Origin of the sequence: Bacillus cereus group sp. BfR-BA-01381, from assembly GCF_022663555.1 — a bacterium.
Lineage (GTDB): Bacteria > Bacillota > Bacilli > Bacillales > Bacillaceae_G > Bacillus_A > Bacillus_A pacificus.
The window spans coordinates 15,804-38,967 of the sequence record NZ_JAKUFR010000037.1; the positions used below are offsets into that span (position 1 = coordinate 15,804).

Here is a 23,164-nt window from a genome sequence, read left to right on the forward strand (position 1 = left end):
CTATAGCTTTATAAGGACAGGAATGAATATTCATTCCTGAATAGAATTAAAAAATGAGAGTAGGAGAGGGTATTTGTGTAACTAAAGGAATGAACATTCATTCCGAAAAAGTAGTTTAATAGAGTTTATAAAACAATGTAATAGAGTAATAGGAATGAATGTTCATTCCGGAATGGTATTTTAAAAAGATGGGAATGAATATTCATTCCGAAACTAACATGAAATTTTAATCGCGGGAGATGATGCAAATGAGCAAGCTGAAAAATTGGAGAAGTTTATCTTTTCTATTGTGGATAGTTATTACCATTACAATGATCGTTACGATGCCTAATATGGATAAATTAGTGAAAGAAAAAGGGCACATTACGATTCCTAATACAGAACAAAGTAGTATTGCTGACAAAATGATAAAAGAAATGAATAAAGACGGGACAGAAAAGTATGAGATTATAGCAGTTTTTAATAGTGGTAGTAAAACAGCTTTAACGACTGAACAAAAAGAGGAAATAACAAAAACAATCAACGTTTTGCAAAATGAAAAAGAACAATTAGGAATTAAAGAAATTGTTTCACATTTAGATAATAAAGATTTAGAGAAACAATTAGTTTCTAAAGATAATACGACTATTTTAACGCAAATATCGATAGATAAAAAGCATGGTGAAATATCGAAAGTTACAAATAATCTTCATAATAAAGTGAAAACGAAAGAGGTAACAACGTACTTAACAGGAAGTGACTTAATCGCGGGTGATTTTCTTACATCCTCTCAAGAGGGAGTGAAAAAGACTGAAGTTATTTCAATTATTTTCATTCTTGTAATATTAATCATTGTATTCCGTTCACCTATTGTTCCAATTGTTTCTCTTCTTACTGTTGGGGTATCATATTTAGTTTCAATGGGGATTATTGCCCATTTAGTAGATCAATTTAATTTTCCGTTTTCTAACTTTACGCAAGTGTTTGTCGTTGTTGTCCTGTTTGGGGTTGGAACAGACTATAATATTTTATTATTTACAAGATTTAAAGAAGAATTAAGTAAACAAGAAAACGCATTTTTGGCTACGAAAGAAACATTTAAATCGGCAGGGAAAACCGTTTTATATAGCGGGATAGCAGTACTAATTGGTTTTGCATCTCTTGCTTTAGCAAGTTTTAAATTATATCAATCTACTTCAGCGGTAGCAATCGGTGTCGCAGTTTTATTACTAGTATTAACTACGTTAAATCCGTTTTTCATGGTGTTTTTAGGAAAAGGGATGTTTTATCCCGTTAAAACATTTAAAGGTCATGAAGACAGTCGTCTATGGGGATTCTTTGCGAAAAACGCAGTAGTAAGACCATTTGTAGCTTTAATTATTGTATTTGTGATATCGATTCCTTTCATATTAAAGTATTCTAATACACTTAATTACAATGATTTATTTGAAGTAGACAATAAATATGAGTCGAAAATGGGGATTAATGTAATAGAAGAACATTTTCCACCTGGTTTTTCTTCACCAAGTACGTTAGTCATTCAATCGAATAACAAGTTAGATGAGGCGAGTTCGCTTCAAACTTTAGATGAACTAACTGATAAGATTTTGAAAGTGAAAGGTGTTTCAGAAGTATATGCGCCGACACGTCCAACTGGTGATAGGGTTAAAGAACTATATATAAATAAACAAGCGGGTGAACTAAATACAGGTTTAGGGGATGCCAATGGTGGTATAAAGGAAATTAATGATGGATTAACTACTGCGAAAGATAAGATGGGTAATAAGGACTCAAATAGTCTTGCAAACGTTCAAAAGTTAATTGATGGAACAAATGAAGCGAAGAATGGTGTATCGGCATTAGGAACAGCTTTAAATCAACTATCTAATGGCATAAATGATGGAGCAAAAGGTGCGCAGCAAATTGAGAGTGGGTTAACTTCAGTAAATGAAAATATAAGTATATTATCTCATGCAGCTTCACAACTTCATGCTGGCTATACGCAGTTAGAAAAAGGTTTAAGTTCTTACGATCAATACTTCGGAAGTATTTCTCAAGCGATTGACGGTGCGAAGAAAGGTTATGAACAAATTGAAATGTTAATGACCAATTTCATCCAAACGAAACCAGAATTAGCAAATGATCCTAACATTCTGCAGACGATAGGAATTGCTAAAGAGGCTCAAAAGCAATTGGGTGGGCTTTCAAATGAATTAAATCAATTAGCAACGCAACACAATGCGGCGATGGGATCATTTAAAGAAGCCAATCAATCGTTATTGAAAGTGGATAATGGCTTAAAAGAAATGAGCAACGGAGTTACTAAGTTACAAAAAGGAGCAGCTGATCTTAAAAATGGATTAAATGAAGGTGCTTCAGGTTCAAAACAAATTGCGAAAAAGTCATCTGAATTACAAACCGGATTAACGAAAATAAACGATGGGCAAGGCCAGCTATTAACCGGACTGAAAGACTTGCAAGAACAGATGGGGCAATTACAATCAGGACTATCTAAAAGTACAGAAGGCCTTGAAAAGGTAAGTAACGGCCTAGGGGATGCTCAGAAATATTTAGGGGAACTAAATGAATCAAAAAGCTCTGAGAAATTCTATATTCCAAAAGAAGTTTTGGAGGGAGAAGATTTCCAAAAAGCTTTGAATACGTACATGTCACATGATAGAAAGACTGCTAAAATGACAATCATTTTAGACGTAAATCCGTATTCAAAAGAAGCGATGCCAGTTATTCAAGAAATCAATAAAACGATAGATGGTACTTTGAAGGGGACGGAATTAAATCATGCGAAAACAGCAATTGGAGGAACGACAGCTAGAAACGTTGATTTAAAAGAAGTAACAGGGCAAGACTTCTTACGTACAGCTACAATTATGTTAATTGGAATTGCGATTATATTAATGATGATTACACGTTCATTATTAAATACCATCTTTATTATTGGATCGTTACTATTAGCGTACTTTGCATCATTAGGGATAAGTGAACAAATTAGTACGCATGTTTTACATGTAGATTCATTAAGCTGGAATGTTCCGTTCTTTAGTTTCATAATGATAGTCGCTTTAGGAGTGGATTATAGTATTTTTGTAATGATGAGATACAATGAGTTAGAAGGGGACCCAGCGACGAAAATTGTAACTGCTTCTCGTCATATTGGAGGAGTCGTATTATCAGCAGCACTTATTTTAGGAGGTACATTTGCTGCATTAATCCCTTCAGGTGTATTAACGCTTATACAAGTAGCATCCGTTGTTGGTGTTGCGCTGTTACTATTAGCTATTATTGTGATGCCAATATTGTTACCTGCTTTAATAGGATTAACGAGTAAAATGAAGAATTATGCAAAGAAATTAAGTGAAAGGAAATAAAAGAATCCACTTTTAAAAGTAACTGGTTCCGTTATAGGAGAGAAAATATAAAATAACACACAAATTAGGAGGGATGCTAAATCACATATGATTTAGCATCCTTTTTTACTGTTATTACAGTGTTTAAACACTTATATATAGTTAAATTGCAAAGGAAGAGAAAAAGAAAATAGTAAAAACACCAGCGCAACGATTGGGGATTCCTGACAAACCATTTGATTTAAAAGATATAATTTACTTTAGATAGTTCACTCAAATAATGGTGGACTATCTTTTTTACAAGATAAATGGAAAATTTATGTTAAAATAATGATAGGGATTGTGAAAAAATGTTCTTAAACTAGCGATCACGTTACTTTAAGAAGGATTTTTCAAAGGAAATGTTGAATATCGTATTTTGAAGGAGTGATTGCAGTGGAGTAAGTAATTTTTTTGATCTTGGTTAAATACTTTGAAGGAAGGGATTTATAACTATGAATACAAAACTAATAATAGTAGAAGGTTTACCTGGATTTGGAAAATCGACCACTGCAAAGCTAATAAATGAAATTTTAAGCCAAAATAAAATTGAAGTTGAACTATTTTTAGAGGGAAATTTGAACCATCCAGCCGACTATGATGGTGTATCTTGTTTTAATAAATTTGAATTCGATAGATTAGTATCTAACAGTGGAGATTTTAAAGAAGTGCTTCTTAAAAGAGTTCTAAAAAAAGGAAGCAATTACTTATTACCATACAGAAAGATAAAAAATGAGTTTGGTGACCAGTTTTCGGACGAATTATGTAATGATATTTTTAAAAACGATATATACGAATTACCATTCGATAAAAATGTTGAATTAATTGCTGATAAATGGCAGGACTTTGCTGAAATTGCTGTAGAAGACAATAAGGTTTATATCTTTGAATGTTGTTTCATACAAAACCCATTAACAATTGGGATGATTAAATACGGTGAACAAAAAGAAAAAATAATAAATTATGTAATGAAAGTTGCAAAAATCATAGAGAATTTAAATCCAATGTTATTGTATGTAGAACAAGATGATCTTGAATTTTCATTTAGGAAGGCATTAAAAGAAAGAAATCCAGAATGGTCCAAAGGAATTGTCGACTATTACACGAACCAAGGCTATGGGAAAGAACATAACCATTCAGGTGTAGAAGGAGTGATAAAAGTTCTTGAGGCTAGAAGGGATTTAGAGTTAGAAATATTCGATATGTTAAAAATGAAAAAAGAAAAAATCAATAATACAAAATATGAAATTGACTCATATAGTTCAATGCTAAAAGATAAGTTAACAATCCAAATGGTGAAATAGCTTTTTACACTAACGGGTGCTTTAGTTGTAGAAGGAAATAAAAACGCTCAGAATATTTTCTGAGCGTTTTAGCTTGCTAGTTATAATGCGAAATGCATATAAATTATTGTGTTATTTCAATTGATAAACATAATGCTCCAATTATAAATATTTTTTTCAAAATGAATCCTCCTTAAAGTGTGTATGTAACTTTAATATAATTAAAAACAAAGATTTTATTCGAGTTTGGAAAGAAAGGAATAGCAATCAACCGTTGCTATTCATCCAGCTTCTACTATATAATAGCTATAGTCTACAATAATTGAGTCGTAATATGCGATTTTTTAAGACAATCGGTGAGAAAACGCTGAAATAAGCGGTATTAGTAGGAGGACACAAATGATTACAGTAAGTAACGTTAGTTTGCGTTTCGCGGATCGCAAATTGTTTGAAGATGTTAACATAAAATTCACGCCAGGTAACTGCTATGGTTTAATCGGAGCAAACGGTGCTGGTAAATCAACATTTCTAAAGATTTTATCTGGAGAAATCGAACCATCAACAGGTGACATACATATTACGCCAGGTGAGCGTCTTGCAGTATTAAAACAGAACCACTTCGAATACGAAGAGTTCCCAGTATTAGAAACAGTAATTATGGGTCACACGCAACTTTATAAAGTAATGCAAGAGAAAAATGCCATTTACATGAAAGAAGACTTTAGTGATGAAGATGGTATGCGTGCTGCTGAACTTGAAGGTGAGTTCGCTGAGCTTAACGGTTGGGAAGCTGAGTCAGAAGCTGCAATCTTACTAAAAGGACTTGGTATTGGTGAAGATCTTCATGATAAGAAGTTGTCAGAATTAACTGGGGCAGAGAAAGTAAAAGTATTACTTGCTCAAGCATTATTCGGTAAACCTGATATTCTATTACTAGATGAGCCTACCAACCACTTGGACTTAAAAGCGATCCAATGGTTAGAAAACTTCTTAATGAACTTTGAAAATACAGTTATCGTTGTATCCCATGACCGTCACTTCTTAAATAAAGTATGTACGCACATGGCTGATCTTGATTTCGGTAAAATTCAACTTTATGTTGGTAACTATGACTTCTGGTATGAGTCAAGCCAATTAGCTTTAAAATTAACGCAAGATGCTAATAAGAAAAAAGAAGAGAAAGTAAAAGAGTTACAAAACTTCATTGCGCGCTTTAGCTCAAACGCATCTAAAGCGAAACAAGCAACTTCTCGTAAAAAATTATTAGATAAAATTACATTAGATGATATTAGACCATCATCTCGTCGTTACCCATTCGTTGGCTTCACACCTGAGCGTGAAGTAGGAAATGACTTATTAACTGTTGAAGGTCTTTCTAAAACAATTGATGGCGAAAAAGTGTTAGATAATGTGTACTTCACTTTAAATAAAGGTGATAAAGTTGCATTTATCGGTCGTAACGATATTGCAATGACAACATTATTTAAAATTCTTATGGGTGAAATGGAGCCAGATAGCGGTTCATTCAAATGGGGCGTTACAACTTCTCAATCGTACTTCCCAAGAGATAACTCTAAGTACTTTGAGAACAGTGACCTCAACTTAGTTGAATGGTTACGCCAATTCTCTCCACAAGATGAGTCAGAAAGCTTCTTACGTGGTTTCTTAGGCCGTATGTTATTCTCAGGTGAAGAAGTTAAGAAGAACGTTTCTGTATTATCTGGAGGCGAAAAAGTTCGTTGTATGTTATCTAAAATGATGTTAAGTGGTGCGAACGTAATCACACTTGACGACCCAACGAACCATTTAGACCTTGAGTCTATTACAGCACTAAACAACGGTTTAATCGCATTCAAAGGTACAATGTTATTCACATCTCATGACCATCAGTTCGTACAAACAATTGCAAACCGCATTATCGAAGTAACGCCAAACGGTGTAATCGATAAAGAGGCTACTTACGATGAGTTCTTAGAAAATGAAGAACTTCAAAAACAAGTAGATGCAATGTACAAAGGTCAATAATAAATGATAAAAAACCTCGCTCTCGTTATGAGAGCGAGGTTTTTTATAATCCATTATTTTTATGGATTGTGAATAATTATTCAAGAATAATTTTATTAGAGGGAAGAGATTTGGATGTTGCACATGGAAGAATGGCTAAAGCATAAATAACTGAATGAAGAAATAATATATATCGAAAAATTAAATGCTATCTATTGTGAATTTCATTATATTACATGAATGTTCCAGAACTGGAGACATATTTATTTGCGAAGTAGTGAATAAAGGTTTATAGTATGTGATGTCATAATTAGTGGATGCATCTTGGGAGAAAACAGGAAATGTTACAAATTTATTTTGTTAAATAGAAACCAAGGTCAAAATGTCTAAAAAGAAATAGTTGAATAAATACTAGCTTCAAATTATAATTACTAGTATTCTTCATATAGTTAAATATATAAAATCTATTTGAAGATAAAAAATTGAATAGAGAGACAGACTTATAAAAAAATAAGCCTTGGATGATCAAAAGAGGTGGAGAAATGAAACAATTCTTATTAAAGAGCAAAAGTGTGTTAAGCAATCATTTTGGATTCTTCCTGTTTGCCGTTCTATTATTATGGCTCAAAACATATGTAGCGTATGTAACAGAATTTAATTTAGGAATTTCAAACACAATCCAAAAGTTCTTGCTGTTTTTTAACCCGCTTAGTTCAGCAGTTCTATTTTTAGGACTTGCATTATTTGCAAAAGGGAAACGATCTTATATTTGGTTAATTGTTATCAACTTGTTATTGTCGATTCTTTTATACGCAAACGTCGTATACTATCGCTTTTTCAGTGACTTTATTACGTTCCCGACATTAACACAATCGAATAACTTTGGAGATTTAGGTGGTAGTATTTTTGCATTGCTACACGTATATGATCCACTATATTTCTTAGATACGATTATTCTAATTGTTTTAGTCGCAACGAAATTTGTAAATCCTAAACCAATCCGTGTTGCGAAGCATAAATTATCTCTAGTATTTGTAGCAGGTATTTTATTATTCAGCGTTAACTTAGGACTTGCAGAATCTGACCGTCCGGAACTATTAACAAGAACATTCGATCGTAACTATATTGTAAAATATTTAGGCGCGTACAACTTTACAATTTATGATGGTATTCAAAGTGCGAAAGCATCAACAGAACGAGCATTAGCTGATGGAGATAATATGACTGAGGTTAGGAATTATCTTGCATCAACATATGCAAGTCCAAATCCAGAGTACTTTGGTAAAGGAAAAGGAATGAACGTAATTTATATTCATTTAGAATCATTCCAAAACTTTTTATTAAACTATAAGCTAAATGGTCAAGAGGTTACACCATTCTTAAACTCATTTACAAAAGATGCGAATACGTTATACTTTGATAACTTCTTCCATCAAACAGGACAAGGTAAAACATCTGATGCGGAGTTCATGTTAGAGAACTCAATGTATGGATTACCGCAAGGATCTGTTTTTACAAATAAAGCTCATAATACGTATCAATCAGCACCAGCTATTTTAGGTCAACAAGGATACACATCAGCAGTGTTTCACGGTAACTATAAAACGTTCTGGAACCGTGATGAAATTTATAAATCATTTGGTTTTAATAAATTCTTCGATGCGTCATACTATGATATGAACGAAAAAGATGTAGTAAACTACGGTTTAAAAGATAAACCGTTCTTTAATGAATCCATTCCATTATTAGAAACATTGAAACAACCGTTCTATACGAAATTTATTACGTTATCTAACCATTTCCCTTATCCGATTGATAAAGCGGAAGCAACGATTGAACCAGCTAAAACAGGTGATTCATCAGTAGACACATATTTCCAAACAGCACGTTATTTAGATGAGTCAGTAAAAGGATTTATGGATTATTTGAAACAATCTGGTTTATACGATAACTCGATTATCGTTATGTACGGTGATCATTACGGTATTTCCGATAATCATAGTGCAGCAATGTCTCAAATAATGGGTAAAGAAATGAACTCATTTGAAAATGCGCAATTACAACGTGTACCATTAATCATTCGAGTTCCAGGAATGAAGGGTGGCGTACAGCATCAATACGGAGGAGAAATTGATGTTCTTCCAACGTTATTACACTTACTAGGTACTGATACGAAAAATTATGTCCAGTTCGGATCCGATTTATTATCACCAGAGCATAAACAAGTCGTTCCGTTCCGTAACGGTAACTACGTAAGCCCAACAGTTACTGCACTGAACGGCAAATACTATGATACTACTACTGGAAAACCTGTTGAATTAACAGACGAAATAAAACAAAATGAACAAATGGTTCAAAAGTCGTTAAAATACTCTGACCAAGTTGTAAATGGTGACTTATTACGATTCTACACACCGGAAGGATTTACACCGGTTGATCGTTCGAAGTACAACTATAACCATCGTGATAAAAATAAAACGAAGGTAAAGACGACTGAAGATGGGGAAACGAAATAAATATTAAAAAGCGCTACTCATATGAGTGGCGCTTTTGTTTATAAATAGAACGTTGTTATTATATAGAAACATCTTTAGTCTTTTGTTTCATCTTTCCAAAGAACACTACACCAGCAATGACAATAATGATGAATGCCCATTTAATGAAAGGGTTACTTTCGAAAAATGCAGTGAACCACTTTTCATCCACAATCATTTTCGCGGCAGTATAAGCTAAAACAGCTGCTCCAATTGTAATAATGATAGGATAACGGTCGACCCATTTTAAAATTAATGTACTGCCCCAAACTACTACTGGAATTGAAACCAATAGCCCGATGATTACTAAAGAAAAATTGCCATGCGCAGCTCCAGCAACAGCGAGGACATTATCAATGCCCATTAATGCATCAGCAATGATAATGGTTTTAATAGCAGACCAAAAACCTTCTTCTGCTTTAATATCATGATCTTTGCCTTCAGCAATTAATTTGTAAGCGATCCATATAAGAAGTACACCACCAATTAGAAGTAGCCCTGGTATTTTTAACAACCAAACAACAACTAAAGTAGCGAGAGCTCTAATCACGATTGCCCCGATAGTTCCCCATATAATAACTTTCTTTTGTTGATCTTTCGGTAATCGTCTTGCTGCTAATCCAATTACAATGGCATTATCACCCGCTAAAACTAAATCAATTACAATAATGGCAAGCAAGGCTGACAAATATTCAGCTGAAAGAAAATCCATATACATATCACTCCTTAAGAGTAATATGTGCTAAAGTGTTGATAATATAAAAAATAGGATTGAATTTGTAGATTCAATCCATAATTTCTTACTGTATTTTGATACCTCTGTTTTAATTTCGTATAAGTCGCTTTTGCAATTTTTTTTGCTTTTTGATTTTTTTTCTTAATTTTCGATTCATCTTTTTAATACGGTTTTCTTTCCTATTATCCCAGTTATCACTTCTGAGTGTATAAAGCGATTTATCTTCCTTAGCACGAAAACGCCTTACTTTTTTTACGAAGGAAAGGGGGATTTTGCCGATAACACCTTGTTTTTTTAATGAATCCCCTTTATCTTTATACCAATCAGGATGAGATAATAAATAGTCAAAATCGAATATTATCCCGTATTTTTTATCCATATAGGTATACCAGTCTTCCAGTGCAGGTTTATTTGCTTTGTGAAAATACATAGAACTATCACCCATGGCACAACACCAGTAACTAATATCACTCCATAGTACCCATTCTTTCGGTACCTCTAGTGTTAAAATTACCATTTTTGAATTTTTTTTACCCCAAGCTTTATGATTTCGGTTTGGGTAATTAGTTGCTTCCCAGACCCAAATAGGATAGTTACCTTCGTAATGAGGCAATCTTGTTTTAGCAACACGCACCATCCAGTCATATGAATATATAAAATTGGAATCGATGTTTTCTTTACTTCCTTCTAAATAACCAAGTTTCTTAAATTGCTTCCAAGCTTCTTCAGTTTGTACTGTATAAACGATCATATGGCACCTACTTATTTAAACTAGATTATAGTATAACATGTGATGTTTTTAAGTTAAATTCATGTGATTTTGAATTTTTATTAATATTAGAGAAGGGGGAGTTTGAGCGGAATATACGAGGAATAATTCTAAAACGATAAAAAGACTTGATTCCTAAATAAAGGAAATCAAGTCTTTTTCATTACATACGATTATCATGCCAGAAGTTTAATGGGAAGTGTTCGTTCTCACTATAGGCTTCTAATTCATATCCTTTTTCTTTCAGTCCTTTAATAATACCAGGTACTGCTTTTACGGATTGTGGGTGAATATCGTGCATAAGGATAACTTCTGTTGGCTTGTTAGCGCCATTTAGAACGTTTTCTACAATTTTAGCTGATGCAGCATCAACCTGCATTTTGTTATACTTCCAGTCTAAAGAATCGATTGTCCAATCCCAAACTTTTAAGCCATTCTCAACAACTTTGTTGCGAAGAGCCTCATTTAATCCTGGCATTGATCCGTAAGACGGACGAGTTAATACTGGTGATTTGCCTAAAACGCCAGCGATTAAGCCTTGATCTTCCTTCATCTCATCTACATAATGACCTTCTGTGTAAAGTTTCTTGTAGTTATGAGTCATACTGTGCATTCCAACGTAGTGGCCTTCAGCATCTTCACGTTTTACAAGATCAGGGAAAGCTTTTACATTTGAACCAATAAGGAAGAATGTTGCTTTTGCATTTTCTCTCTTTAACATATCTAAAAGCTCAGCTGTGTATTTTCCAGGACCATCATCAAATGTTAAGTAAGCTACTTTTCTAACTTGCCCATTATATTGTTTTGGAGCTTCTTTCGGTGCAAGAGATGATTGAATTTCACTTACAAGTTGAACAGATTTTGCTTCATCCTCTGTACTCGCTAGAGCAGTATGTGCTGATCCTAAGGCCGCTTCGTATGTAAATAATACCCCCGCGCAAATCAACATAGCCCTTTTCACTAAAGTTGTCATTCGAATTCCATTGTGCATAATTTTCCTTCTCTCTATAAAAGTTCTACTCTACTATATTAGCAATTATAGGGAGGTAATTGCAAAAAAACTTTTTTACAAGAGCAAAAAAGTTTGTCCAAAAGTATGCAAGATTTCAATATTTTGCTGGTTTACTAAAATGAAACAAGGATGGAATGAAAATGCATGTAGTTTGTTGCTATATATAATAAACCCAATGAGTGAGTTATACAGAGAATGCTGACGAAGAGTGTGCCTGTTGCATTAAAACGCACCTGTAAAATTTCACATACCGTATTTTAAAAATAAATATAGGAAAACCAAAAAGTAATGTAGAATATATCGTACATACATATATGAAGTCAACAGAAAAGATAAAGAGGTGGACATATGTTACTTGAAGAAGTAATGCAGCAGCTAGAGGAATACGGAACAGAACAGAATCGTAAAACGTATAAAAACCATGGGGCGAAAGAGCCACTATTCGGAGTTAGTTTTGCTAATTTAAAATTGTTAAAAAAGAAAATAAAAAAAGATCATGATTTAGCAATTTTATTATGGGAAACAAAAAATATGGATGCAATGACATTAGCAACAATGATTTTAGATCCAAAGAAAGTTACGACAGAACTGCTAAATAAATGGGTACAGGAAGTTGATTATTATTGTTTAATGGATGTTTTAATGACGGCTATTTGTACGTCGCCGATCGCGATAGAAAGAATGGAAGAATGGACAACGTGTGATGATGAATGGATTGGAAGAGCAGGCTGGTCTTTATTAGCAAATATAGCGATTAAAAATAAAACGTTACAAGACGATTTCTTCTCTCCGTATCTAGAAGAAATTAAAGTAAATATACATAATGAAAAAAATAGAAAAAAAGAAGCGATGAATCGTGCTTTAATCGCGATAGGAATTCGTAATGAATACTTAGAGCAAGCAGCGATTGAAATTGCACGTGAAATTGGAAAAGTACACGTTGATCACGGGGCAACGTCATGCAAAACACCAGACGCAGAGCCGTATATAAAAAAAGCGAGTGAAAGAGCTGAAAAAAAGAAAGTGAAATAAGAAAAGGGGAACGGTTATGAAAGCAATGGAAGCGGCACAAAGCATCATTACATCACAATTTCCGAATTGTGATGTAGCTTTACTTGGAGGAAGTGTTGCAAGAGGAGAAGCGACAAAAACATCTGATCTGGACATTGTAATAATAGATTGTAGTTTGTCATCTTGTTATAGAGAATCTTTCTATAGTAATGGATGGCCAGTTGAGGTATTTGTACATAATTTTGAAACGTTAAAAACCTTTTTTAAAATAGATTGTGACCGCGGAAGACCTTCGTTACCACAATTAGTTGCAGAAGGTATTGTATTAAAAGGGGAAAATGAAATTGTTGAGAAATTAAAAAGCGAAGCGAATGAGTTACTAAATAAAGGACCAGCTAAATGGACGGAAGAAATGATGGAGCAGAAGCGTTATTTTATTACAGATACTCTGGATGATTTTATTGGTGCATCAAAAAGAGAAGAAGAGTTGTTTATCGCGAATTTATTAGCTGATTTATTACATGAATATGTATTAAGAGTAAATGGGAAATGGCTTGGAAGTTCAAAATGGTTTATAAGGGTACTTAGAAGATATGATGAACATTATGCAGATCAATTTGTAGCGGCGTTCGATCATTTTTATACAACGGGAGAAAAAATGAAATTAATTACTTTTGTAGAAAAAACGCTAGAACAGTATGGAGGAAGAATGTTCGAAGGGTTTTCTATAGGAAAGTAAAAAGGGGATAATACAATGAATATACCATTCGTTCAATTAAGAGAACTGACACTAGATGATGTAGAAGACCGATATCAATGGTCATTAGATACAAAAGTAACAAAACATTTAGTTGTACCAGATCAATATCCACCGTTCACTCGTGAAGATACAAAAAAATGGATTGAAGCATGTATAAATCGAAAAAATGGTTATGAACAAAGAGCAATCACTACAGAGAACGGCATACATATTGGATGGATAGATCTTAAAAACTTTGATAAAACAAATGAAAATGCAGAACTGGGAATCGCAATTGGTAATAAAGAATACTGGGGTAAAGGGTATGGAATAGCGGCCTTAAATAGTATGTTACATGTGGCATTCTTTGAATTTGAATTAGAAAAAGTATGGCTACGTGTAGATGAAGATAATTTTCAAGCTAGAAAGAGCTATGAAAAGGCTGGTTTTGTATGCGAAGGGTTAATGAGAAATGATCGATTACGTAAAGGTCAGTTCATTCATCGCTATCGTTATAGTATGTTAAGAGAAGAATATCAATCTTTAATTAGTAGTTTATAAAAATATTATGTTAATTAAAAGGGGCTAGAGAAATATGATTCGATTACTTACGAAAGAAGATGCAAAAAAATATTGGGACTTACGGTTACAAGCATTACAAGTAAACCCTGAGGCATTTGTAACAACTTATGAAGAGGCGATTCGTCAGGAAAATCCTATTAAGCGAGTGGAAAGTAATTTAACAGCTGCTACTAGTTGTACATTTGGTGTTTTTAATGAAGAGAATCAATTAGTTGGAGTTGTCACTTTACTAACAGAAGAGAAAAAGGCGTATAAACATAAAGGGCATATCGTTGCCATGTATGTAGATGCAAGCAATCGAAGAAGTGGCCTTGCACGTGAGTTAATACGTAAGGCAATTGAAAGAGCAAGAGAAATGGACTTGGAACAATTGACATTAGGTGTTGTTTCCACAAATGAGCCAGCAAAAAAGTTGTATGAATCTATGGGCTTTAAAACGTATGGGATTGAAAAGAGAGCTATAAAGATGAATGGTGTGTATAGTGATGATGAACATATGGTGTTGTTTTTATAAGAGAGGGAGTTTCGTATGAAAGATCTACGTTTGGAAAGAAATATGAACCCGCAAGTAGCGATTTTGTATGCGACGGTCACTGATACATTTAAACGATTGCAAAAGTTAGTAGAAGGAACTGATGAAAAAGAACTGTCATTTAAAGGGACAGAAAATAATGAAAATAGTATTGGACAACTTCTTCAACATTTAGCAGTTGTCGATTTACATTGGGTGTACCGATTAAAAGGACAAGCAATTCCGCTCGCACTTGAAAATATATATGGACCTATGTTAAATGAAGCAGGAGAGCTGCCAAGTTTAAGAAAACAGACGTTGCAACAATTAATGCAAGATTATAAAGTTGTGCAACATATGTTTTATGAGGAATGTATGAAACTAACAGAAAATGATTTAACACGAGAGGTTTTTTATGAAAAGGGAGAAAATGCGACTATAAGGTGGGGGATATGGCACATAGCTGACCATAATCGGTACCATCAAGCTCATATTAGTCAGTTAAGAAAGCTATATAGAGCTAGATACACGCGAGATGAAAAATTCGAATTTTAATTATATTTAAATTGTTGTATAGTAGTAAGAAGAAACTGAACAAGGGGTTTTATAATGAAAGCTATAGCAGTAGGGATATTGGCATCATTTTTCTTTGCCTTTACCTTCGTTTTAAACCGGGCGATGGACTTAGAAGGTGGAAGCTGGATTTGGAGTGCATCATTACGGTACTACTTTATGGTTCCAATGCTTTTACTTATTGTCATGTATAGAGGAAACTTAAAGCAACTCTTTCAATATATGAAAAACAATCCGAAAGAATGGTTAGTTTGGAGTATCGTTGGATTTGGTCTCTTCTATGCACCACTTAGTTTTGCCGGAGCTTTTGGACCTGGTTGGCTCGTTGCATCAACATGGCAAATTACAATCGTCGCAGGGATTTTATTAACACCATTTTTTGCGGTAGATCCATTACATAAAAAACTCCCAATGAAGGAATTAGTTATGTCGGGTATTATTTTATGCGGTGTTGTACTTATGCAAGTAGAACATGCTTCTTCATTAGGAATTCGTGAAACTGTTTTATGTGTCGTTCCTGTACTTATTGCAGCGTTTGCGTATCCTCTTGGAAATCGAAAAATGATGCAAGTTTGTAAAGGTGAGTTAGATGTATTCCAGCGAGTTCTCGGTATGACATTAGCCAGTTTACCATTTTGGTTTTTACTATCTGGTTATGAAGTATCAACAGGTGGTCTACCGTCAAGTAGCCAAGTTTTCCAGTGTTTTATTGTAGCAGTTAGTTCCGGTTTAATCGCGACTGTACTATTCTTCTTTGCAACAGATCTTGTAAAAGATGATCCACAAAAACTAGCAACAGTGGAAGCGACTCAGTCTGGTGAGGTTTTATTTGCGCTAGTGGGAGAACTTATCTTGTTATCTGCACCAATTCCGTCATCTTTATCTTGGATTGGTATGAGCCTCGTTATTATCGGAATGATACTACATAGTTATGTAGCAGTCGTTGTGAAGAAAGAAGAAAAAATCACTGCGTAATGAGATTAGCTCTTTATATAAAGAGCTAATCTTTTTTCATAGAAAGGAATGATGATATGAATTTGCAATGTGTTGAACAAATTGAGAAAGATTCCATATTAAATGTACTACTGTATGCAGTCGGCCCAAGTGAAACTAGCAAAAAGAAAGCAGTTTTATTTTATGAAAGCAATAAAGGGACTTTGCATAGATATGAAGAAAAGGCTTGCATAGGTATGGAAATAATCGGAGCAAATAAAGCGAGAATATGCCACATAGCAGTGGTACCGCAATATCGTCATAAAGGAATAGCGGTGCAAATGATAAAGGAAATAGTAAGAATGTATCAATTGACGTATTTAGAGGCAGAGACAGACGCTGAGGCAGTAAAATTTTATAAGAAAATTGGTTTTCAGATTAAAAGTTTAGGAGAAAAATATCCGGGGATTGAAAGGTTTCATTGTTATTTGGAAAAATAGTACGAAAATATGCAAATATATATTGTGTTTAGTTTGAAAAAAGTAACATTTACATTATATAATAAAGGTATCTGGAAAAATATAGATAATGGAAATTAGGTGTATAACACATGAGAATGGATAAAAGTAAATTTATAAAAATTGCTACTTCAATAGGGGTATCATCTTTTTTATTAACTGGATGTGGCGATTATGAAGAAGATACTGCTCAACAAGAAAGTACTGCTGTTAAAACAGATGGTGCAAAACAGGGAAATGAACAAGAAACATTAAATTGCGATGATAAAACGCCTACTAATGAAAATGTAGAAAATGATGAGTTATGTAAGGAAATGAATCCATCATTTTCATCGTATCATGAAAATTCACATTTACCGATACTTCCATTCGTAGCAGGATATTTATTAGCAAGTAGAACTTCAAATATGAATAATACAGCAAAACCAAATATAATGAAGAAACCGTATGCAAATAATATTATTCCATATCGTGAGAAAGACCAAAGTAGAACTGGTGGCAGCGGTGGAGGAGGATACTACGGCGGAACTAACAGTAACAACAATAATTCTTCTAATAAAGTGGATTTAAATAAACAACAGCCAAATTCCTCAAATAAAGCGACGCCAGATACAAATACGCCGAAATCATCTACGACTCAAACGCCAAAAGTGAATTCAGGTTCAAGTGGAATTGGGAACGCAAAAGCACCGGCCGGATCATAACACGAAAGGATAATAGGATTATGTATACAGAACAAGAGCAGAAAGAGTATATGAAAGTATGGTTTTCACTTGCGGAAGAGGCTGGTCGGAATGGATTTACGTGGCCGAGTCTATTAGAGAAGGAAGAATGGAATCAATACATGGCAACAGGTATGTATCGTATGCCAGTAAAAACTTATACTGCTATTTCAAAAGCGACAGAAGAAATTATGTACGTGTTATATAGAACGTATCAATATATTGTAAATACGACAGAAGATTTTCAAACACTAGGATTTCCTGCTGAAACGTGGGAAATTGCGAGAATGAAACACACTGGTTTGTTTTCATATTTTACGAGATTTGACTTTATCGTAAATGGTGAAGATATAAAGTTAATAGAAGTAAATTGTGATACACCAACAGGTTATTTAGAGCCATCGGTCGCAAATGAAGTATTATGCCGTTATCACGATGTAAATCACCCAAATCATATAGAAGAGCATATTGTGCAGGCGTGGGAACAAATTAAACATGACTATAGTATAGATCCTAGAGAAACGATTTATTTTACGAGTTATGATTGGCATGATGAAGACCATCAAACGGTTCAATTTTTAAGAAGTTATTGCTTAAATCAGTCAACGGATTATATAGGTATACAGGATATCGTCGTTGCAGATGATGGTATTTATACGCAAAATGGTGAACGAATTCATTATTTATATAGACTATATCCAATTGAATATTTAGTTTCAGATGCTGATAAAAACGGGAAAAGAATTGGACTCCAGTTTTTAGATCATATTGCGCAAGGTAGAGTGGAAATCATTAATCCACCAGCTGCTTTCCTTATGCAAAATAAAAGTGTGCTCGCATTAATTTGGCAGCTTTATGAAGATGAAGTTTTCTTTGGGGACGAAGAGCGAGAGACCATTCAAAAATACTTCTTACCAACATATTTTACAAATAAACCATTTATAGAAAGAAATGAATCCTATGTTTCTAAACCTTTATACGGCCGTGAAGGCGGAGGGGTATCTATATTTGAAAATAATGAACTATTAGCTGAAGATAAAACAGAGTATTACTTTGAACAGCAGAAAATATATCAGCAATACATAGAAATGCCTGACTATACAATTGACACATGGGATGGTCCGTATACTGGTAAACTATTAATTGGTTCACACTGTATTAGCGGGAGAGCCGCAGGGTTATTTTTACGTGTAGGTGAGAAAATAACGGGAAATTTATCGATGTTTACTGGAGTTACAATTGAAGGATAAATGGAACAAAGAGCTCATCATTTTTGGTGGGCTCTTTCGTTTAAATATATTGTTTTTATTGCTGTGATGTAACGCCTTCATGTTGCCTTTTTTGTTATATAAAATCAATATATTACCATTTTTTGCGTAGATAAAAATGATTAAGTTAAAAATTAAGAAAAATATGATAATATATGTATGTAGTAGTTTAAAATAAAATGGGGGAACAATCGTGAAAATGAATGAAATAGTGGCAAGTACGCCATTGCCAAATACAATTAAAACAATTACAAATGATTTAAGAAAATTAGGATTAGAAAAAGGAATGACAGTTATTGTACATTCTTCGTTAAGTTCCATAGGCTGGGTATCTGGAGGTGCAGTTGCAGTAGTAGAAGCATTAATGAAAGTTATTACAGAAGAGGGAACGATTATTATGCCAACTCAATCTTCGGATTTATCTGATCCGAAACATTGGTCAAGACCACCTGTACCTGAAGAATGGTGGCAAATTATTCGGGATAACGTCCCAGCATTTGAGCCACATATAACGCCAACAAGGGCAATGGGAAAAGTAGTTGAATGTTTTCGTACATATCCGAATGTAGTACGTAGTAACCATCCATTAGGAAGTTTTGCTGCATGGGGAAGACATGCAGAAGAAATAACGATGAATCAGTCACTATCAATGAGTTTAGGAGAAGAATCTCCATTAAGAAAAATATACGATTTAGACGGATACATATTATTAATTGGTGTTGGATATGATTCCAATACTTCTGTACATTTATCAGAAGTACGTTCTGGTGCATGTGAGTTAATAAAAGTAGGGGCACCCATTATAGAAAATGGTGAAAGAGTGTGGAAAGAATTTGTTGATATGGATTACGATTCTGACAAATTTGTAGAAATTGGTGTGGAATTTGAGCAAAAAGGAACTGTAAAAATAGGAAAAATAGGAAACGCAAAGTGCCGTCTTATGAAACAACGTGATATAGTTGATTTTGGAACAGAATGGTTTCGTAAGAAAAATTAGTAAGGGATGGTTACAATGAAGGGGAAAAAGGTATTAATTACAAGCGGTGGTTGTTTAGAAAAATGGGATCAAGTTCGTGGTCATACGAATATGGCAAAAGGAACAATTGGAAGGATAATCGCCGAAGAACTTATAAGTAAAGGGGCCTATGTTATATATTTACATGGTTATTTTGCGGAGAAACCGAATGATATAAACAATCAATTAGAATTACACCCATTTGAAGGAATTGTTGATTTACAAGATAAAATGAAGAGTATCATTACGCATGAAAAAGTCGATGCGGTTATTATGGCAGCGGCTGGATCTGATTGGATTGTGGACAAGATCTGTGATCAAGAGGGCAATGTTCTTGATATGAATGGAAAAATCTCAAGTGATATAGCGCCAATTATACATTTTCAAAAGGCACCGAAAGTATTAAAACAAATAAAAGAGTGGGATCCAGAAACTGTACTCGTTGGCTTTAAACTTGAAAGTGACGTAAATGAAGAAGAACTGTTTGAAAGAGCGAAAAATAGAATGGAAGAAGCGAAGGCGAGTGTAATGATTGCAAATTCACCACATTCTTTATATTCGCGCGGAGCAATGCACTACGTAATTGGACAAGACGGTAAATGGCAGTTATGTAATGGAAAAGATGAAACAGCGAAAGAAATTGTCAAAAGGTTAGAAGTACTATGTAATCGCATTACTGTTTTATAATTTTAAGTATTTGGATAAGAGTGAATCCGCATAGTATATATTGGTAAGCGAAACTTTAATTTATGGGAATTTTACTTTTACACAAACGTTAACCATTCAATATGGATACATAGAATAATTGGTGAGGAGTGAATTCTATGGAACATTTATTAAAGCAAGCTATTAAACTCCGGAAAGAAAAGAAATATGCGCAGTCTAAAGAGATACTCATCGGATTAACAAACTTTACGAGGGATGCAGAAGTACTTTATCAATGTGCCTGGATACATGATGTAATGGGTCTTGAAACAGAAGCTATGCCGTATTATGAACAGGCAATTGCAAACGGTCTTGAAGGGGAGTCACTTTGCGGCGCATATATCGGTCTTGGTAGTACATATCGTTGTATAGGCGAGTATGATAAAGCAATTACTGTTTTAGAAACAGGTTTGCAGCAGTTTCCAGATAATGATGTGATGAAAGTATTTTTGTCATTAGCGAAATATAACGTAAACGATCATGAATCCGCGATGAAATTATTACTTGAAACAGTCGTAAAAGTAGAAGAAGTTAAAGAGTTTGAACGGGCTATTTCATTTTATAAAGACCATTTAAACGAGGTTTTTAAATAGAGGAGTGAAAGTATGAGTGTCACACTTTCGCGAAGGCGAAAAGGTATATGGATTGGACTCGTATCTTTAATCTTATTATCAAACTATTTATTGTATGCTCTTCCGATTGTACCAGCTACTCCGAAAGAAGTTGTTCTTGGGTCATTATTAGATTGTATGTTTGTAATTCCGGTCATTACGTATTTCTTTATTATTCGAAAAAGATACTCGTTAACGTATATATTCCCTGTCGTAATAGCTGGTTATATATTTGCAAGATTTATTATTCCAAGCGACTATTTACAAGCTTTTTCATACGTTTCTTATAGTATAGTTGCAGGAGAAATTGCTTTTGTATGTGTAGAGTTATTCCTTCTATATAAAATTGTTAGAAAGCTTCCTAACATAATAAAAAAATATAAAGAAAATAAAAGTGAGTATTCTTCATTTTCTTATGCAATTGATGCTGCGTTTGACGCTGCTATGAAAAGAAATAAATTAGTAGATATTATTGTAACAGAGTGTAAGTTAATCTATTATGCATTTTTATCGTGGCGTGAAAAAGTACCAGAAGGTGAATACGTATACTCATATCACAAAAAGACTGGCGCAATAGGTGTATATATTATGATCATCCATGCGACCTTAATAGAAAGTATCGGCTTTCATTATTTGTTTCATCAATGGAATCCAGTTGTAGCATGGGTGTTACTTATTTTAAACGTATATGCAATGTTTTATTTTTTAGCTGAAATACAAGCAATGCGTAAAAATCCAATTATTGTTACGGAAGAAAAGGTAATCATTCAAATCGGATTAGGAAAGAAAATCATTATACCTTTTACACAAATTGATAAGATTACATTCTATAAAGGAGAACTTTTAAAGAAAGAGAAAGAGGTTCTTGACGCAACGGTGATGGAATTTATAAAGGAACCGCCAACATTTGAAATTATACTTAAAGAGCCGGCGAAAGTACAATTGTTATATGGATTTTCTAAAACAGTAAGTCGTGTCCATTTAAATGTTGATGAAGAACGGAACTTTTATGATAGGGTAACGGAGAAGTTAAAATATGAATAATGCTACTAATTTTCATCGTGCGTTTGGTGTGTATGGCATTTGTATCGAAAACAATAACATATTAGTAATAGATAAAATTAAAGGTCCATATAAGAACAGATATGATCTACCTGGTGGGAGCTTAAATGAAGAGGAGTCGTTGTTATCGGCACTCCATAGGGAATATAAAGAAGAAACTGGATTAGAAGTAAAGGTTATAAAGCAAGTAGGTACGGTTGATTTTCAATACCCTTCAAAGTTTAAAGATTATACACATGTACACCATATTGCAGTTTTGTATGATGTTGAAAAGAGTGCAGGGAAAATCATAGTACCAAAACAATTTGAAGGTCAAGATTCTTTAGGAGCGAGATGGGTTTCTATAGAAAGCATTACAGAAGACAATTCATCTCCACTTGTATGTAGTGCAGTAGAGTGGCTGAAAACAAATGAGCTTCCATTAGAAGTGAAAAAATATGAAGCATGGACAGTGAAAAACTCCTTCTAAAATAAGAGGGAGTTTTATTGTGTACTTGGAGACCAAATACTTCTTTATGACTATATAAACCGATATAATAAAGCTAGAAATAGCATAAGGGGAAACAAAGAATGAATAAATTACTAACATCCAAAAGTGAAATTATAGAAAGAAAAATACGATATGACTCGACAACGGTAGATCACACTTGCTTATTACTTGAAAAGCAGTTGCAAAGTATTGTGTTATTTCATGAGGTTCAGTATTCATTTACAATGACTGCACATTGTGCGAGTTTAACAATCCCAAAAGGAAGTTACACCATTGCATACTACTGGGAAAATCGTCCGTACAATTTATACATATGGAGAGATAAGAATGGAATGTATGTAGGCTCTTATTTTAATGTTGTAAAAAATACGCAAATAACAGATGAACTAGTGTCATTTGAAGACTTAATTATTGATGTTTTGGTACTTCCAAGTGGAGAATATTTTATTTTAGATGAGGATGAGTTGCCTGAGCCTTTAGAAAGGTTTGAGGATGGTTATGTGAATGAAGCTCTTCATGTATTAGAGGAAATAATTCAAAAGACGCTTCCTCAAATGATTGTAGAAACAGAAAGAGTGAGGTTAAACTAAATTGTAATCGATTTGAAAATAGAGTACGTGTTTAATGAAATTGAGTAGTCTCAAGTTATATAATCTAACTTTTTTGATAAGTCTAAGGTTAGATGTATATTTCTTGGGATTAC

22 protein-coding genes are annotated in these 23,164 nt (G+C 33.7%); 19 read left to right on the forward strand and 3 right to left on the reverse strand.

Features of this window, described 5'->3' with window-relative positions:
- Positions 1-248 precede the first annotated feature (248 nt).
- From MR079_RS14520 to ltaS, 4 genes are all read left to right on the forward strand, one after another.
- The gene (locus tag MR079_RS14520; protein ID WP_242294182.1) at positions 249-3,365 is read left to right on the forward strand and encodes an MMPL family transporter; all 3,117 of its coding nucleotides are present in this window, start codon (positions 249-251) and stop codon (positions 3,363-3,365) included.
- Between the two features lie 473 nt (positions 3,366-3,838).
- Positions 3,839-4,687: a P-loop NTPase family protein gene (locus MR079_RS14525; RefSeq protein ID WP_242294183.1), complete on the forward strand. Its 849-nt coding sequence runs from the start codon at positions 3,839-3,841 to the stop codon at positions 4,685-4,687.
- 378 nt (positions 4,688-5,065) lie between these two features.
- Complete coding sequence (locus MR079_RS14530; RefSeq protein ID WP_000633862.1) at positions 5,066-6,691, forward strand: ABC-F family ATP-binding cassette domain-containing protein; 1,626 nt, start codon at positions 5,066-5,068, stop codon at positions 6,689-6,691.
- A gap of 521 nt (positions 6,692-7,212) precedes the next feature.
- A complete protein-coding gene (gene ltaS, locus MR079_RS14535; protein ID WP_242294184.1) occupies positions 7,213-9,186 on the forward strand; it encodes a lipoteichoic acid synthase in 1,974 nt (657 codons plus the stop codon).
- 58 nt (positions 9,187-9,244) lie between these two features.
- Here ltaS and MR079_RS14540 read toward each other — a convergent pair whose 3' ends face one another.
- From MR079_RS14540 to MR079_RS14550, 3 genes are all read right to left on the reverse strand, one after another.
- Positions 9,245-9,916, reverse strand: a complete 672-nt coding sequence (locus MR079_RS14540; protein WP_139865921.1) for a TerC family protein — start codon at positions 9,914-9,916, stop codon at positions 9,245-9,247.
- A gap of 112 nt (positions 9,917-10,028) precedes the next feature.
- The gene (locus MR079_RS14545) at positions 10,029-10,691 is read right to left on the reverse strand and encodes a DUF3841 domain-containing protein (RefSeq protein WP_242294185.1); all 663 of its coding nucleotides are present in this window, start codon (positions 10,689-10,691) and stop codon (positions 10,029-10,031) included.
- Between the two features lie 181 nt (positions 10,692-10,872).
- Positions 10,873-11,700 (reverse strand): peptidoglycan-N-acetylglucosamine deacetylase, encoded by an 828-nt coding sequence (locus tag MR079_RS14550; RefSeq protein WP_000551433.1) that lies wholly within the window; start codon positions 11,698-11,700, stop codon positions 10,873-10,875.
- A gap of 369 nt (positions 11,701-12,069) precedes the next feature.
- Between MR079_RS14550 and MR079_RS14555 the strand changes: the two genes are divergently transcribed.
- The 15 genes from MR079_RS14555 to MR079_RS14625 all read left to right on the forward strand — a co-directional run bounded on the left by MR079_RS14555 (position 12,070) and on the right by MR079_RS14625 (position 23,051).
- Positions 12,070-12,753 carry a DNA alkylation repair protein gene (locus MR079_RS14555; protein WP_139865919.1) on the forward strand — a complete coding sequence of 228 codons (684 nt, stop codon included), beginning with the start codon at positions 12,070-12,072 and terminating at the stop codon, positions 12,751-12,753.
- Between the two features lie 16 nt (positions 12,754-12,769).
- Positions 12,770-13,471, forward strand: coding sequence for a nucleotidyltransferase domain-containing protein (locus tag MR079_RS14560; protein WP_139865918.1), 702 nt, complete (start codon positions 12,770-12,772; stop codon positions 13,469-13,471).
- A 15-nt stretch (positions 13,472-13,486) separates the two neighbouring features.
- On the forward strand, positions 13,487-14,032 hold the full coding sequence (locus tag MR079_RS14565; protein WP_242294186.1) for a GNAT family N-acetyltransferase: 546 nt from the start codon (positions 13,487-13,489) through the stop codon (positions 14,030-14,032).
- Between the two features lie 34 nt (positions 14,033-14,066).
- Positions 14,067-14,567 carry a GNAT family N-acetyltransferase gene (locus MR079_RS14570; RefSeq protein WP_242294187.1) on the forward strand — a complete coding sequence of 167 codons (501 nt, stop codon included), beginning with the start codon at positions 14,067-14,069 and terminating at the stop codon, positions 14,565-14,567.
- Positions 14,568-14,582: 15 nt separating this feature from the next.
- A complete protein-coding gene (locus MR079_RS14575) occupies positions 14,583-15,119 on the forward strand; it encodes a DinB family protein (protein ID WP_242294188.1) in 537 nt (178 codons plus the stop codon).
- Positions 15,120-15,173: 54 nt separating this feature from the next.
- Positions 15,174-16,112 carry a DMT family transporter gene (locus MR079_RS14580; RefSeq protein ID WP_000643664.1) on the forward strand — a complete coding sequence of 313 codons (939 nt, stop codon included), beginning with the start codon at positions 15,174-15,176 and terminating at the stop codon, positions 16,110-16,112.
- Between the two features lie 56 nt (positions 16,113-16,168).
- Positions 16,169-16,570: a GNAT family N-acetyltransferase gene (locus tag MR079_RS14585; RefSeq protein WP_242294189.1), complete on the forward strand. Its 402-nt coding sequence runs from the start codon at positions 16,169-16,171 to the stop codon at positions 16,568-16,570.
- 110 nt (positions 16,571-16,680) lie between these two features.
- Positions 16,681-17,292, forward strand: a complete 612-nt coding sequence (locus tag MR079_RS14590) for a hypothetical protein (RefSeq protein WP_242294190.1) — start codon at positions 16,681-16,683, stop codon at positions 17,290-17,292.
- Positions 17,293-17,312: 20 nt separating this feature from the next.
- Positions 17,313-18,560: a glutathionylspermidine synthase family protein gene (locus MR079_RS14595; protein ID WP_139865913.1), complete on the forward strand. Its 1,248-nt coding sequence runs from the start codon at positions 17,313-17,315 to the stop codon at positions 18,558-18,560.
- Between the two features lie 217 nt (positions 18,561-18,777).
- On the forward strand, positions 18,778-19,575 hold the full coding sequence (gene aacC / locus MR079_RS14600; RefSeq protein ID WP_139865912.1) for a BA2930 family N-acetyltransferase: 798 nt from the start codon (positions 18,778-18,780) through the stop codon (positions 19,573-19,575).
- A gap of 15 nt (positions 19,576-19,590) precedes the next feature.
- Complete coding sequence (locus MR079_RS14605; protein ID WP_242294191.1) at positions 19,591-20,280, forward strand: phosphopantothenoylcysteine decarboxylase domain-containing protein; 690 nt, start codon at positions 19,591-19,593, stop codon at positions 20,278-20,280.
- 137 nt (positions 20,281-20,417) lie between these two features.
- A complete protein-coding gene (locus MR079_RS14610; RefSeq protein ID WP_000400626.1) occupies positions 20,418-20,891 on the forward strand; it encodes a tetratricopeptide repeat protein in 474 nt (157 codons plus the stop codon).
- Positions 20,892-20,903: 12 nt separating this feature from the next.
- Positions 20,904-21,953, forward strand: coding sequence for a hypothetical protein (locus MR079_RS14615; protein ID WP_242294192.1), 1,050 nt, complete (start codon positions 20,904-20,906; stop codon positions 21,951-21,953).
- Positions 21,946-22,440: an NUDIX hydrolase gene (locus MR079_RS14620; RefSeq protein ID WP_242294193.1), complete on the forward strand. Its 495-nt coding sequence runs from the start codon at positions 21,946-21,948 to the stop codon at positions 22,438-22,440. Before MR079_RS14615 ends, MR079_RS14620 begins: the two co-directional genes overlap by 8 nt.
- A 101-nt stretch (positions 22,441-22,541) precedes the next feature.
- Positions 22,542-23,051: a ribonuclease FAU-1 family protein gene (locus MR079_RS14625; RefSeq protein WP_242294194.1), complete on the forward strand. Its 510-nt coding sequence runs from the start codon at positions 22,542-22,544 to the stop codon at positions 23,049-23,051.
- Positions 23,052-23,164: the final 113 nt, after the last annotated feature.

Excerpts from the sequence above, each read along its gene's own strand:
- MR079_RS14545 (WP_242294185.1), bottom strand. The coding sequence starts at position 10,691 with ATGATCGTTTATACAGTACAAACTGAAGAAGCTTGGAAGCAATTTAAG.
- MR079_RS14625 (WP_242294194.1), top strand. The coding sequence starts at position 22,542 with ATGAATAAATTACTAACATCCAAAAGTGAAATTATAGAAAGAAAAATA.
- MR079_RS14585 (WP_242294189.1), top strand. The coding sequence starts at position 16,169 with ATGAATTTGCAATGTGTTGAACAAATTGAGAAAGATTCCATATTAAAT.
- MR079_RS14620 (WP_242294193.1), top strand. The coding sequence starts at position 21,946 with ATGAATAATGCTACTAATTTTCATCGTGCGTTTGGTGTGTATGGCATT.
- MR079_RS14595 (WP_139865913.1), top strand. The coding sequence starts at position 17,313 with ATGTATACAGAACAAGAGCAGAAAGAGTATATGAAAGTATGGTTTTCA.
- MR079_RS14560 (WP_139865918.1), top strand. The coding sequence starts at position 12,770 with ATGAAAGCAATGGAAGCGGCACAAAGCATCATTACATCACAATTTCCG.
- MR079_RS14530 (WP_000633862.1), top strand. The coding sequence starts at position 5,066 with ATGATTACAGTAAGTAACGTTAGTTTGCGTTTCGCGGATCGCAAATTG.
- ltaS (WP_242294184.1), top strand. The coding sequence starts at position 7,213 with ATGAAACAATTCTTATTAAAGAGCAAAAGTGTGTTAAGCAATCATTTT.
- MR079_RS14520 (WP_242294182.1), top strand. The coding sequence starts at position 249 with ATGAGCAAGCTGAAAAATTGGAGAAGTTTATCTTTTCTATTGTGGATA.
- MR079_RS14615 (WP_242294192.1), top strand. The coding sequence starts at position 20,904 with ATGAGTGTCACACTTTCGCGAAGGCGAAAAGGTATATGGATTGGACTC.
- MR079_RS14590 (WP_242294190.1), top strand. The coding sequence starts at position 16,681 with ATGAGAATGGATAAAAGTAAATTTATAAAAATTGCTACTTCAATAGGG.
- aacC (WP_139865912.1), top strand. The coding sequence starts at position 18,778 with ATGAATGAAATAGTGGCAAGTACGCCATTGCCAAATACAATTAAAACA.
- MR079_RS14565 (WP_242294186.1), top strand. The coding sequence starts at position 13,487 with ATGAATATACCATTCGTTCAATTAAGAGAACTGACACTAGATGATGTA.
- MR079_RS14580 (WP_000643664.1), top strand. The coding sequence starts at position 15,174 with ATGAAAGCTATAGCAGTAGGGATATTGGCATCATTTTTCTTTGCCTTT.
- MR079_RS14525 (WP_242294183.1), top strand. The coding sequence starts at position 3,839 with ATGAATACAAAACTAATAATAGTAGAAGGTTTACCTGGATTTGGAAAA.
- MR079_RS14555 (WP_139865919.1), top strand. The coding sequence starts at position 12,070 with ATGTTACTTGAAGAAGTAATGCAGCAGCTAGAGGAATACGGAACAGAA.
- MR079_RS14605 (WP_242294191.1), top strand. The coding sequence starts at position 19,591 with ATGAAGGGGAAAAAGGTATTAATTACAAGCGGTGGTTGTTTAGAAAAA.
- MR079_RS14550 (WP_000551433.1), bottom strand. The coding sequence starts at position 11,700 with ATGCACAATGGAATTCGAATGACAACTTTAGTGAAAAGGGCTATGTTG.
- MR079_RS14610 (WP_000400626.1), top strand. The coding sequence starts at position 20,418 with ATGGAACATTTATTAAAGCAAGCTATTAAACTCCGGAAAGAAAAGAAA.
- MR079_RS14570 (WP_242294187.1), top strand. The coding sequence starts at position 14,067 with ATGATTCGATTACTTACGAAAGAAGATGCAAAAAAATATTGGGACTTA.
- MR079_RS14575 (WP_242294188.1), top strand. The coding sequence starts at position 14,583 with ATGAAAGATCTACGTTTGGAAAGAAATATGAACCCGCAAGTAGCGATT.
- MR079_RS14540 (WP_139865921.1), bottom strand. The coding sequence starts at position 9,916 with ATGGATTTTCTTTCAGCTGAATATTTGTCAGCCTTGCTTGCCATTATT.